Origin of the sequence: Phocaeicola sp. ICN-14070 (assembly GCF_037892625.1) — a bacterium.
Taxonomy (GTDB): Bacteria; Bacteroidota; Bacteroidia; order Bacteroidales; family Bacteroidaceae; genus Phocaeicola; species Phocaeicola plebeius.
Genome location: NZ_JBBKBF010000080.1, coordinates 1 through 13,453 on the forward strand (window position 1 = coordinate 1; position 13,453 = coordinate 13,453).

Sequence of the window (13,453 nt, forward strand, 5' to 3'; positions counted from 1 at the left end):
CTAGAAAAATATATACAACAAATGCCACAGCTAAAAAATGTCTTTTGGGGTATTTGCTTCCATTCTCTATGGAGTGATGACAATGAAAATACAGATATAAGTAGCATTGTCAACCATCAAATATACATGGGAATCAGCAGGAATCATAATAAACTTCATAACATAGAATTATTGAGTTTAGGTTCTTTATGCATGCGCAAATGGTCAAAATATTATATACAAAGAAGACCGACAATGCGCTGCGATTCACTTGGGGTAGACCATAGCTATGATTCTAAGTTTAAAGATAATAACTGGCTCGAAGACATTCCTGATTTAGTGGCAGATCAGCATAAACCAATGTTAGCAGATACAAATGGGGATTTATATCATGAGAATATCAGCCGAATGCATCAAATCGCTCAAGTCTGCAAATCTAAAGGTATTACTTTATATTTAGTCATGCCCCCCGTACATCCCACTTATTTCCAACTGATGAATCAGGAGCAGCTAACTTTAATTCACAACGCCATTACAGAAGTTACCAATAAATGGGAAAATGTACATAGTCTGGAATATTTTGGAGACACTCGGTTCAATGACGAAGATTTCTACGATGGCAATCATCTTTCATCCGATATTGGAGCCATAAAATTTACCAAAATACTGAAAGACGATATTTTAACAGATTTATAAACACAAAAAAGGCCTCTTATCTGAATTCTCCATCATCAAGAGCTCTGATAAAAGGCCTTTATTATCATAATTGTCCGCTCGTCTTGAAATACTGTTCCATCACCATCATCTGCAACAAGTCTTCTCGTTTCTTATCGCGGAATTGAGCTACATATTCATGGGCATGGGCTATGATTTCTTCCGCTTTTTCCGGATGTGCAATATAATAATTCAGTTTTTCTTCCAAGTCAGAGAAATCATCCTTTACCTCTATATAATGATAATCAGGAATCAAGGTGCCTTCCATAAACCATGTTTCGCAAGTGGGGCGAGGCATTACCGCCAAAGAGTTCGATGACATCACCCATTTTAGATTAGAAGCCACATCATTTCCTTCAATCGCCATAATAAATTTATAATCCAGATGCTCCCGTATCGTTTTTTTAGAAGTCATCCACTCTTCCGGACATCCCTCATTCCGTCCTACTACTCCACAATCACATAAAGGGTGACCAAAGAATTTTTCCAGGAAACACGTCCGCAAACGACTCTGACGAATCTTACCGCGGAAAATCACACAGTTTTTTTTCTCCCGGAAAGATTTCATATCATGCACAAACATGAAATGACGCAGCTTATCCAGCTTCAGCACCACAGAATTTTGGTTATCAGCGGCTAACAAGCGACTTTTTACTACCGTAGGTACTTCCGGAGTGAAATATACATCACCGGGACAAAAATTCCACCGTAAAGAACGAGGAAACCAACGCGTTACATCATGCTGATCAAAATAATAAGCTGTATGAAACATTTTCCGGCGATAATCACCAATGGCTCCAGTATAATGAATCCAGCTTCGGTCGCGTGTCAGTTTATCTTCCGCAGAAATAGTCCAAGGAGCATGAATACGGATATAATAGTCTACGCGCTTCTGCATATACGCATAATCTGGACGACGACGTGCTTCGGCCAACATTCTCTCGCGCCGGCTGCGATACCAGACATCGGGTATCAGCAACCCAGAGAAATTTTTTATAAAGTCAAGAAACTTGATTGGCTTTCCGCTTCGTAGCTTATATAGGATATTATCTGCCATAGCTCTAAACAGTTATCAATTAATAAAATGTTTCCAGACAAAGATAGTGCTTTTATGTGAATATCTTATATCTTTGCAAGAAGGAATGTAAAACTCTTTATCAAAGCATGATACACATAGCCTGCAACATAGACAGCAATTACGTACGCCATTGTGCGGTAACCCTTGTTTCCTTATTTGAGAACAATCGGAAAGAACAAATCACGGCACATATTATAGCACGTGACTTGTCGGATGCAGAAAAGAAAATATTAATTGACCTGGCGGCCTCATACGGAAATCTGGTTTGTTTCTACGAACCGGACATCAAGTTGCTGGAAGGATTCACCATCCGCAAGTTCAGCAAACGTATTTCCATGGCTACCTATTATCGCTGCATTCTGTCTGAGCTGCTGCCTGCCGACATCAACCGTCTGCTGTATCTAGATTGTGATATAGTCATCGTAGGGGATATTTCTGAATACTGGAATACTCCATTAGACGATGAAACAGGAGTGGCCGCCGTAGAAGACATGGGATGTAATGAACCAGCCCGCTATGAAATACTGAAATATCCCATGGAGGATTCTTACTTCAATGCCGGCGTACTTTTGATCAACCTCGATTACTGGCGTAAGAATGATGTAGCTCATGCATGTGTAGATTACTTCCACAAGTATCCTGAACGTATATTATTTAATGATCAGGATTTATTGAACAGCATCCTGCACAAGAATAAAATATTAGTGGACTTGAAATGGAATGTACAAGATGCTTTTTATCGCCGTCCGAAACAAATGGATGAAGCCTGGAAAAAGAAATTCTCTGAGGTATTGAAGCAGCCTGTCATACTGCATTATACCAACCGAAAACCCTGGGAGTATGACAGTCAGCATCCTTTAAGGGAAATTTATTTCCAATATCTTGACATGACTCCCTGGAAAGGTGAACGCATACTGAATAACCCCTTAGAACAAATTAAACGCTTCTTCCGGTTATTGCCTTTCCGTATTCACCTAAGAAAAGCCAAATATATTAATATCGAAGATATTTAAGAATAAACATTTCAAAGTTGCAAATCAATTTTGTGTTCATTTATTGTCAGTCATGGGTTATCAAATCTCGAAAACAAAACTTTTTTTCAGACGCATAGAAGGATTTTTTTCTTTCTTCAAGCAACAATATATTCTCCACCACCTCATTGCTAAAAGTGGAGGCAAAGAGATTATCTCAAAATACAAGAATCAGACGTGTGATTCTTGCGAAAACATTGATGCAACATCTCCTATCTGGGTATGCTGGTGGCAAGGAAAAGAAAATATGCCGGATATTGTAAAAGCCTGCTATAATTCAATCCAGAAGCATGCCTGTAATCATCCCGTAATTTTAATTACAGAAGAAAATTTCCGGAATTATATTGACATGCCTGAATACATTATCAATAAACAGAAAGAAGGATATATTGATATTACACACTTTTCTGACATACTCCGGATGATGCTCCTTACCAAACATGGAGGAATCTGGATGGATAGTACCTTATTAATTCCATCAAAACAGGTTGACGAATTCATTCATCCAGGAGATAAGTTCTGGAGCTGCCATCATAAACCAATTTACCACAACGTATCACGTGGAGGCTGGGTCAGTTTTTTTGTGGCCTGTGGAAAAAACAACCCACTCCCATCTATGATTGCAGATTTGCATCTCAGCTATTGGAAGATACATAACAAGCTTATCAATTATTTATTATTGGACTATACATTTGCTATTGCACGCAAATATGTACCAGCCATACGACAAATGGTAGAACAAGTCCCCATTACAGTTATGGGACCTCTTGGGAAATGCCTAAATGACGAATACTCAGAAGAAGGATGGAACAATTTCTGTAAGAATTATGATTTCCACAAATTAACCTATAAGATTCCATTACAAAAGGTAACTCCTGAAGGGAAGAAAACTTTTTATGGACATATTCTAGAAGAATTTTTGGGTATTCCATCTTTATAATCAATCCCTTTTTCTGATCAAACAGAAAAGGATAAAGTCACTCCAAAAATCAAGAGTATAATTTATTAATCTATTGTATTTAAGCATGTTGATTTAATTATTATCTTTGCAAAGCCAAAGTATAATGAAGTCACCATGATAAATCTTAGTACGGAAGTTTTAGAAGCACGAAAAATCCAATTATTATTACTTCAAGAGTTATTAAAAGTTTGCAACGAACATAATCTCAAAATTTTTGCAGCATACGGCACGTTATTAGGCGCAATACGTCATAAAGGATTTATTCCTTGGGATGATGATATTGACATGGATATGCTCCGCCCAGATTATGACAAACTTGTATCCATTGCCCCAAAAGCATTTCAACCTCCTCTCTTTTTTCAAGAGGCCCATACGGATAAAAATTATTTCAAAGGCCATGCACAACTCCGATACGACGGAACAACCGCTATACGCCCTGATGATATGAACGCACCATTTCATCAAGGTATTTTTATTGACATCTTCGTAATGGACGCAGTACCTGCATGTGATCCTAAGAAAGAAAAGCTTATTAAAGAAACAAGAAATATATTTGCTTATTTACGCAATAAATACAAATATAACCCTCATAATCCCATTAAAAAAATAGAACGCTTTTTTCGTTGGAGACAATTTCTACATACACCTGACATTGAATTGTATGATAGATTCGAAAATATGTTCCGCCAATATAAACTAGAAGAATGCGCTCAAGTAGGCCCTTTATCACTAACTCCATATAGTACCAATAGTTATCACAGAAAAGAATGTTATGCCGATACACTTTGGGGACCTTTTGAGCATCTCCAGATTCCAATTCCGGTTGAATATCATGAAATCCTAAGTGAAGAATTCGGACCAAACTATATGACTCCCATCCAGGCTCCTAATTCGCATGGAACACTTCTGATTGATGCTCACATGTCATATATAGATTATATAAAGAAAAACAAACCCACCCTATCACAAAAGATTAAAAATAAGATCCGAAAAAAGATCCGGAAACTCAAAGCATTAGGGAAGTAAAGAGTCCTAAATCAGAAGACTACTTAAAACGCCCACCAAGAAACCAAAGTGAACATAAGAGCAATGAAGAAAGTAATTACTTATGGAACATACGACTTGTTCCATCAAGGCCATTATAACCTCCTTAAACGCGCAAAGGAGTTGGGGGACTATCTTATAGTGGGAGTCACCACAGATAATTTCGACCTTGAAAGAGGTAAAATGAACACATGCAACAATGTGATGGAACGTATTGAAGCGGTAAAAGCCACAGGACTTGCCGATCAAATAGTGATAGAAGAATACCGAGGACAGAAAATTGAAGACATTCAAAAATACGGTGTAGATATCTTTGCAATTGGCTCAGACTGGGAAGGCTATTTCGATTATCTAAGTGAATTCTGCCAAGTAGTATACCTTCCGCGAACTCAAGGAATCTCATCTACTCAACTTCGTAAGGAGCGTACCGTTGTCAATATCGGCATGATCGGCACAGGAAGCATTGCATCCCGCTTTGTTCCAGAATCAAAAAATGTGAACAGGGCGGTTATTTCTGCTGTATATAATCCCAATATAGATGAGAATATTTTATTCTGCCACAAATTCCAGATTCCTGTAATGGCTCATAACCTTGAAGAATTATATGCAAACTGTGATGCTGTATACATTGCTTCGCCTCATTATACTCACTACGAATATACCAAATCAGCTCTAATAGCAGGAAAGCATGTTTTATGTGAGACTCCATTTGTATTCAGTAGAACACAAGCAGAAGAGCTCTATACCATTGCAGAGAAAAGAGGTTTACATCTTCAGGTGGCTCTTAAAACAGCCTACTGTCCGGCCTTTGGTCATTTATTTTCATTACTTAAATCTGGAGTAATAGGCGAGATTGTGGAAGTAAATGCATCTGTAACTACCTTAACCGATGAAAATTCAGAAAAGCTGAACAGCAAATTCCTAGGCGGTAGTATAAGTGAAAATGCTTGCTTCCCTTTACTACCAATCTTTAAATTTCTGGGAACAGATTTCCGCGACATCCACTTTTATTCAAAAATGAAAAATGATGTAGACATGTTCACTAAAGCCGTATTTCGTTACGACCATGCCGTAGCATCCTTTCAGGTTGGACTCGGAGTAAAGACTGAAGGCTCTATGACCATTGCAGGAACTAAAGGCTATGTATATGTACCGGCCCCATGGTGGAAGACCGACTACTTTGAAGTTAGATACGAAGACCAAAATAAAAATAAGAAGTACTTCTATCCATATGTTGACGAAGGCCTACGCTACGAAATAAAAGATTTTATTGCTGCCATTTTAACAGAGGGCTACTATTTTAATAAAGTGTCAAAGGAAGAAAATCTTATGATGGCCCAGGTACAGGAAATGTATATAAACAATCAAAACGTATATAAATTATAAATCAAGTATGATAAACTTTACAGTAGGTCCCGTACAATCCAGTGACGCCGTACGTGCCATTGGTGCGGAACAAGTACCCTATTTTAGAACCGCAGAATTCTCTAAAACTATGCTAGAGAACGAGCGTCTCATTAAAAAATTTGCCCATGCTTCTGACGAAAGCAAAGTGGCATTTATGACTTGCTCTGGCTCGGGTGGTATGGAAACTGCGATTATGAATTGTCTCACTAAAGATGATAAAGCTCTAGTTATCAATGGAGGAAGTTTTGGTGAACGCTTCGTAGAATTACTTACCTTACACGAAATACCTTTTACTGAAATAAAGTTAGAACATGGAAAAGCTTTAAAAGCTGAACATCTAGCCGAATATGAAGGAAAGGGTTACACAGCCTTCCTCATGCAAAAACATGAGACTTCTACAGGTGTGCACTACGATATTAATCTTGTGTCAGAGTTCTGCAAGCGTAATGGTTGTTTTCTCATAGTAGATACTATATCAACTTTCCTCTGTGATCCATTCGACATGGCAGCAACCGGTACGGGAGTGATGATTACGGGCAGTCAGAAAGCTTTGGCCTGTGCCCCTGGTATTGCAGTTATGATACTGGCTCCATCGGCCCTTGAACGCATCAATAAAACAAAATGCTGCTGCCAGTATCTCGACCTCAAACTGGCTCTAAAAAATATGGAAAGAGGGCAAACTCCTTGGACTCCTGCTGTAGGTATTCTTCGCCAGATTAATGTCCGCTTGAAAGAGATTGATGCCAATGGCGGTGCAGAAGCTGAAATTGCACGTTGCGCCGGCTTAGCTAAATATTTTCGTGACAAGTTAGTAGAGCATAACCTTCCTTTTGAAATTGTAAGCGAAAGCCTTAGCAATGCTGTTACTCCTTTACATCCTACGACCCAGTCTGCCAATGAAATCTTCCTTAAAATTAAAGATGAATATGGGATGTGGGTATGTCCGAACGGTGGCAGTATGAAAGACACCATCTTCCGGGTAGGACACATCGGCTATCTACAAAAGGAAGATTACGACAAGCTAATAGCTGCATTTATAGACTTAAGAGAAAAGAAATTTATCTAACTAGAATTGTAGCAAATAATAACACTAATTTTAAAAATAAAAACGCCTAAACGTTCAAACTAAAATGCTTAAGCGTTTTCTCTGAAACGCCTAAGAGTTTTAAATCAAACGCTTAGGCGTTTTAGTTAAAATGTACTTGCGTTTTCCCGCAATCTTAAAGTTGTTGTTTCCTCATCTTAACCTCACAGGAAATTCACTCTATAATTAACTGCAAATCAGCATCTCCCGTCTTTGCCTTCAGCCATTTCACGATTTTATCGCGACTCTTCGAATCAGGCATCCGCTGACAATCAACAATGGCGTATGTCAAGGTGTCTATCCGGGAACTGTCAACTGACAAACGAAGACTCTTTGAAACGGAAAGAGTTTTGATTTCGGGGAACAAGACTTTTAATTCCTGTCCTAACTGGGTACTCATCCAATCTGAACCGGAAAAGTCAGCCAACTGCTTATGCAGGGTATTGATTTCCTCATCCTGCTCCTTCAAGCGTTTTTCGCTGTTCCGATAGAAATCTTCCATCACCATCGACTTAATGTTGCTGATGTCTACCGCACTGCCGTCACCCATTCCTTGAAATACTACCAAATTGGTTTTTGCCAGATTATAATCCACCAAACGATGCTGGGCAGCCGCAATCTGATCTTTTGAGACTTCCTTTCCGACAAACACAACCTTTATTTCACGCTTGTCATAGGAAATTTCCCGACTTAAAATCTGAGAGTCAGGGAACTGCAGTTCTTCTGCAATGAAATGATTGGCTGCAGACTGGTAGAAGGTTTCCCGCACGATATTATAAGTAAGGTAGACTGCCGGACACATCGTACCGATGGTTATCCAGATGATATAGCGTTTTACCAACTTTTCACGAGCTTTATCTACAAACTGCTTGCGCTGGAAGTGCATCACCCGCACCCCGATGTAAGTGGCCAGACTGATAAAAACGGAGTTAATGAAATACAAATAGAAGGCACCTAAAAAATACAGCAGATTCCCCGTGGCAATACCGAAACCAGCCGTACACAACGGCGGCATCAAGGCTGTAGCAATGGCCACACCCGGTATTACATTTCCCTTTTCCTTCGTGGCCAATGCCACAATGCCAGCCAGACCACCCACTAAGGCTATGAACACATCGTAAATGGTAGGCGAGGTGCGCGCCAACAATTCCGACTGAACTTCATCCAAGGGAGTAAAAGAAAAATAAATCGTGGCAGTTGTCACACTGAACAGCGTAGCTACCAGGTAACTTTTCAGTGAACGCTTCATCAGCTCGAAATCATTCAGTCCGATAGAAAGTCCCACTCCCATGATAGGTCCCATCAAAGGAGAAATCAACATGGCACCGATGATTACCGCCGTAGAATTGACATTCAGTCCCAGTGAAGCAATAAAGGTAGCAAAAATCAAGACCCAAAGATTGGTCCCTTTAAACTCTACCCCACTGCGGATGGCATCTACCGTCAGCTGTTCATCTTCCTTGCTCCGGTTCAAGTCCAGATACTCATTGAAGAATTTACGAAGGAGGAATTTCCTCTTGTTCCCTAGTTCCATACTTATCCGATTTATAAATTACAATTCAGCCTATATGCCCCACCCCACATTTCTTATTTAAAGAAACGGTTGACAAATGGAAGACTCCTTAAAGGTAAATCTTTTTTGATAATAAATGCTACAAAAACCAATATTAATAAGGTGCGGTAACTTAAACGTAACCAAAGGTTGGCGATAGGTGTTTCTTGTGACAAAACATAAAGCACCAACGCCAAAATCAGATAGGCAGTCATCCGCTTCAACGGATAAGCCACAGGGTATTTTTTCTGTCCGATAAAATAAGACAACAGGGTAATCACGCCATATCCGGCTACAGATGCCCAAGCCGAAGCTACATAACCATAAGTAGGTACCAACCAGATGTTCAGACCTAAAATCACGGCACATCCGATAAGAGAGAAGTAAGCTCCCCAATAGGTTTCATCCGTCAGCTTATACCAGAAAGAAAGGTTGAAATAGATACCTTTAATTATCTCGGCCAACATCACGATGGCTACTACGCTCAGTCCTTCCCAGTAGTCGGAGGCTACCATGTACTTCAGAATGTCCATGTAGCCCATCACTGCCAAGAATGCTAAAAGAGAAAAGATAAAGAAGTACTTCATGGCAGAAGAATACATCTTCTTGCTGTCGGCATCCTTATTTTTACCGAAGACAAAAGGCTCGTATGCATAACGGAAAGCCTGGGTAAACATAGCCATGACTAAAGCAACCTTACTGGTGGCACTGTAAATACCCAATTGTACCAGTCCTTCCGAACGGTCATCGAACAGATAGGGGTAAATCATCTTGTCGACCGTCTGATTGAGGATACCAACCAGTCCGAATATCAGAATCGGAAAAGAATAGTTGATCATGCGCTTCATCAGTACCTTGTCCATGCGGTAGGACACACCGCGCAGCTCGGGTATGAAGAAGAACATCTGCAAAGCCGACATAATCAGGTTGGACACGAAAATATATCCCACCAGATAATCGGGGTTATAGAACCAGCTGACAGTTTCGTGCGCATAGACATCGAGCCACGGACAAACTAACAGGAAGAACAGATTCAACAAGATGTTTCCTAGGATGTTCAGCAACTTGATGGCCGCAAACTTAACAGGCCGCTTCTTATAACGCAGGTAGGCAAAAGGTATACATTGGAAGGAATCGAGGGCCACCACACACACCATCATGGCAATATAGTCGGGATGGTCCGGATACTCCAACAAGGCTGAAAGTGGATGTAAAAAAGCCATACACAGCACCACAAACAGCAGCGAGAGCCCTCCCACAAACAACAGTGAATTGGCATATACCTTCTGCGCATCCTCGTCCGACTTATTGGCAAAACGGAAAAATCCCGTTTCCATACCAAAGGTCAGCAACACTAAAATCAGTGCTGTATAGGCATATACATTCGACACTACCCCATATCCTCCAGAAGCAGCAGGAAGTACTGCCGTGTAGAGAGGAACCAACAAATAATTCAAAAAACGTCCTACGATACTGCTCAGTCCATAAATGGCAGTATCCTTTGCCAAAGATTTTATTCCGGCCATAATGTTTATCAATCAAACAGCGTTCTTTCGCTATTGTATTTACTTTTTCCTAAATGTTTATATGCCAGCTCTGTCACCTCACGTCCTCTGGGGGTACGCTTCAGGAAGCCTTCTTTTATCAAGAAGGGTTCGTACACTTCTTCCAGCGTGCCCGGGTCTTCACCCAAAGCTGTAGCAATAGTGGTCAGTCCCACGGGGCCTCCCTTGAACTTGTCTATAATCGTGCACAGAATCTTGTTGTCTATCTCATCCAGACCATACTGGTCAATGTTCAGAGCCTCCAGTGCAAAACGGGCAATCTCCAAATCAATTCTTCCCGAGCCTTTTACCTGTGCAAAGTCGCGCACACGTCGCAACAAGGCATTGGCTATACGGGGGGTACCACGGCTACGGGAAGCTATCTCTCCTGCAGCATCTGCATCACACGGCACATCCAAGATGCGTGCGGAGCGAAGGATGATGCGTGAAAGTACTGAATCATCATAATACTCCAGGTGCAGGTTGATGCCGAAGCGGGCACGAAGCGGGGCTGTAAGCAAACCACTGCGTGTAGTGGCTCCCACCAACGTAAACGGATTCAGGTCAATCTGTATGCTGCGGGCAGAAGGTCCCTTGTCAATCATGATGTCGATGCGATAGTCTTCCATGGCAGAATAGAGGTATTCTTCCACTACCGGACTCAGACGGTGAATCTCATCAATAAACAGCACATCGTTCGGCTCCAAGCTGGTCAGTACTCCGGCCAAATCACCTGGTTTGTCGAGCACCGGTCCTGAAGTCACTTTAAATCCCACCCCTAATTCATTGGCAATAATGTTGCTCAGTGTGGTCTTTCCTAATCCGGGAGGGCCATGCAACAAGACATGGTCAAGCGCTTCTGCACGAAGTCTCGCCGCTTTTACAAAGATGCGCAGGTTATCCACCACCTTATCTTGTCCGCTGAAATCTTCGAATTGAAGCGGGCGAAGCGCATTCTCAAAATCACGCTCTTTTCCGGTTGGTTTATAATCGCGTATGTCAAATTGTTCTTCCATAAATTCTTTAAAAGTATGACCACAAAAGTACGAATAAAAGAAGAATCCCCGATGAAGAATCCCGATTTTCGTTTATATATTGTATTTTTGTCTACTACAAAAACTATTAGAATAAGCTTATGACATCAGCAACAACCCAACTCAATGGTACCCGTCTGATATTCTTCTCACCCACACAGACCTCGGCCAAGATTTCACGAGCTATCGGAGAAGGTATCGGCATGGGAAGAAGAATGGAAACAGACCTGACGCTGGATGAACAAACCTCCCCTATCGAGATGAACGGAGAACTGTGCGTCATCGCCGTTCCGGTATACGGCGGCCGTGTAGCCGCTACAGCACTCCAGCGCCTGCAACGACTCAAAGGCAACGGCTCACCTGCCATCCTTGTCGTGGCATATGGCAACCGTGATTACGAGGATGCCTTACTGGAACTCCGTGATACCGCTGTACAACTCGGTTTTGTACCTCTCACTGCAGGTGCGTTCATCGGGGAACATAGTTTTAGTACACCGGAACTTCCTATTGCTGCCGGACGTCCGGATACAGACGATTTACAACAGGCCCGTGAGTTTGGAAAAAGCAGTCTGGAAAAATGGGAAAAGTTGCAAGCGGCTGGAAACCCTATCACTGAATTAACGATAAAAGGAAATTTCCCCTACAAACAACTGACACCCGGTGCCCCCGCCTGCCCGACTTGCACGGACGGTTGTTTTGCTTGTGGAGAATGTATTGAAGTCTGCCCCACACATGCCATCCATTTCAGTGAAGACCAGAGCTCCATTGAAACAGATATTCACAAGTGCATCAAATGCTGCGCCTGCGTGAAATGCTGCCCGAACGAAGCCCGCGAGTTCAGTACCCCGTTTGCTGCCATCCTTCACGAGAAGTTCAGCGCCCGCCGTCAGCCGGAATTATTCTTCTAACATAAAAACTTGTTTACATGAAAGAAAGAGAAAAACGGGTACTGGTTGGCATGAGTGGCGGGATAGACAGTTCGGCTGCCTGCATCATGCTTCAGGAACAAGGATATGAGGTAGTAGGTGTCACGATGCGTACCTGGGACGTAGCCTCTCATTTCACTCCCGGGAATGACCAGCCCAATGAAGTCATAGAAGCCCAGGAGCTGGCGGCACGTTTAGGTATCGAACACCACGTGGCCGATGTCCGTACGGAGTTCCGGCAAGTCATCGTACAGTATTTCATCGACGAATATATGCGTGGACGCACTCCCAACCCCTGTGTCATGTGCAACCCTTTATTTAAGGAACGGATTCTGTGTGAATGGGCAGACAAGTGTAACTGTGCCTGGATTGCTACAGGGCATTACTGCCAACTGAAAGACCTTAACGGTTACCGTTACATCCTGACCGGAGACGACCCGCTGAAGGACCAATCGTACTTTCTGTGGAAACTTCCACAAGAAATTCTGAAACGTATGATGTTTCCCTTAGGAGGAATGACCAAAGCCAGTGTACGCGATTACCTGGCATCCAAAGGTTTTGAAGCCAAAGCACGCGGAGGAGAAAGCATGGAAATCTGCTTCATCGAAAAAGATTACAGGGAATTCCTGAAAGAGCATTGTCCCGATATTGATGAGAGAATTGGTCCGGGATGGTTTGTGGACAACAAAGGCCTGAAACTGGGACAGCACAAGGGGTTTGCCTACTACACCATCGGCCAGCGAAAAGGCCTGGAGATTGCTTTGGGTAAACCGGCGTATGTGCTAAAAATCAATCCGGTCAAGAATACGGTCATGTTAGGAGATGCCGACCAGCTCAAAACTTACTACATGTTAGTGGAAGACTATAACGTAGCCAGCCTGGAAGAGTTACTCAACTGCAAGGAGCTTTCAGTACGTATCCGCTACCGCAGCCGCTCAATTCCCTGCCGTGCAATTCTGCTGGACAACGGGCAACTATTAGTCCGGTTTGAGCAAGAGGCTTCTGCTATCACTCCCGGCCAGTCGGCAGTGTTCTACGAAGGGAACCGTGTACTCGGAGGCGGTTTCATCGCCTCGCAACAAGCAATTAAGAAAATAGC

General features: G+C 42.1%; 12 protein-coding genes. 8 read left to right on the top strand and 4 right to left on the bottom strand.

Features of this window, described 5'->3' with window-relative positions; genetic code table 11:
• Window positions 1–675: hypothetical protein (locus WKT20_RS16080; RefSeq protein WP_340417703.1), on the top strand; the 675-nt coding region annotated here is incomplete at its 5' end.
• Window positions 676–739: 64 nt separating this feature from the next.
• Here the strand turns inward: WKT20_RS16080 and WKT20_RS16085 are convergent.
• A complete protein-coding gene (locus WKT20_RS16085; protein WP_117701026.1) occupies window positions 740–1,750 on the bottom strand; it encodes a glycosyl transferase family 90 in 1,011 nt (336 codons plus the stop codon).
• 107 nt (window positions 1,751–1,857) lie between these two features.
• Here WKT20_RS16085 and WKT20_RS16090 point away from each other — a divergent pair, with 107 nt between their 5' ends.
• The 5 genes from WKT20_RS16090 (at window position 1,858) to WKT20_RS16110 (ending at window position 7,280) form a co-directional block, all read left to right on the top strand.
• On the top strand, window positions 1,858–2,784 hold the full coding sequence (locus WKT20_RS16090) for a glycosyltransferase family 8 protein (protein ID WP_117701028.1): 927 nt from the start codon (window positions 1,858–1,860) through the stop codon (window positions 2,782–2,784).
• A 52-nt stretch (window positions 2,785–2,836) separates the two neighbouring features.
• A complete protein-coding gene (locus WKT20_RS16095) occupies window positions 2,837–3,742 on the top strand; it encodes a capsular polysaccharide synthesis protein (RefSeq protein ID WP_182416979.1) in 906 nt (301 codons plus the stop codon).
• A 135-nt stretch (window positions 3,743–3,877) separates the two neighbouring features.
• The gene (locus WKT20_RS16100; protein WP_118243168.1) at window positions 3,878–4,789 is read left to right on the top strand and encodes a LicD family protein; all 912 of its coding nucleotides are present in this window, start codon (window positions 3,878–3,880) and stop codon (window positions 4,787–4,789) included.
• A 63-nt stretch (window positions 4,790–4,852) separates the two neighbouring features.
• Window positions 4,853–6,193 carry a Gfo/Idh/MocA family oxidoreductase gene (locus tag WKT20_RS16105; RefSeq protein WP_118164809.1) on the top strand — a complete coding sequence of 447 codons (1,341 nt, stop codon included), beginning with the start codon at window positions 4,853–4,855 and terminating at the stop codon, window positions 6,191–6,193.
• A gap of 7 nt (window positions 6,194–6,200) precedes the next feature.
• Window positions 6,201–7,280 carry a pyridoxal-phosphate-dependent aminotransferase family protein gene (locus tag WKT20_RS16110; protein ID WP_118243172.1) on the top strand — a complete coding sequence of 360 codons (1,080 nt, stop codon included), beginning with the start codon at window positions 6,201–6,203 and terminating at the stop codon, window positions 7,278–7,280.
• 193 nt (window positions 7,281–7,473) lie between these two features.
• Here WKT20_RS16110 and WKT20_RS16115 read toward each other — a convergent pair whose 3' ends face one another.
• The 3 genes from WKT20_RS16115 to ruvB are packed head-to-tail and all read right to left on the bottom strand — an operon-like array spanning window position 7,474 to window position 11,410.
• Complete coding sequence (locus tag WKT20_RS16115) at window positions 7,474–8,832, bottom strand: TIGR00341 family protein (RefSeq protein WP_340417704.1); 1,359 nt, start codon at window positions 8,830–8,832, stop codon at window positions 7,474–7,476.
• A 53-nt stretch (window positions 8,833–8,885) separates the two neighbouring features.
• Window positions 8,886–10,376, bottom strand: coding sequence for a lipopolysaccharide biosynthesis protein (locus tag WKT20_RS16120; RefSeq protein WP_302462752.1), 1,491 nt, complete (start codon window positions 10,374–10,376; stop codon window positions 8,886–8,888).
• 8 nt (window positions 10,377–10,384) lie between these two features.
• Window positions 10,385–11,410: a Holliday junction branch migration DNA helicase RuvB gene (gene ruvB / locus WKT20_RS16125; RefSeq protein ID WP_117670075.1), complete on the bottom strand. Its 1,026-nt coding sequence runs from the start codon at window positions 11,408–11,410 to the stop codon at window positions 10,385–10,387.
• A 119-nt stretch (window positions 11,411–11,529) separates the two neighbouring features.
• On the opposite strand from ruvB, the gene WKT20_RS16130 reads away from it, so the two are divergent.
• Window positions 11,530–12,336 carry a 4Fe-4S binding protein gene (locus tag WKT20_RS16130; protein ID WP_118441031.1) on the top strand — a complete coding sequence of 269 codons (807 nt, stop codon included), beginning with the start codon at window positions 11,530–11,532 and terminating at the stop codon, window positions 12,334–12,336.
• A 17-nt stretch (window positions 12,337–12,353) separates the two neighbouring features.
• Window positions 12,354–13,453 (top strand): tRNA 2-thiouridine(34) synthase MnmA (mnmA, locus tag WKT20_RS16135; protein WP_340417705.1); only part of this gene is annotated, 1,100 nt, incomplete at its 3' end.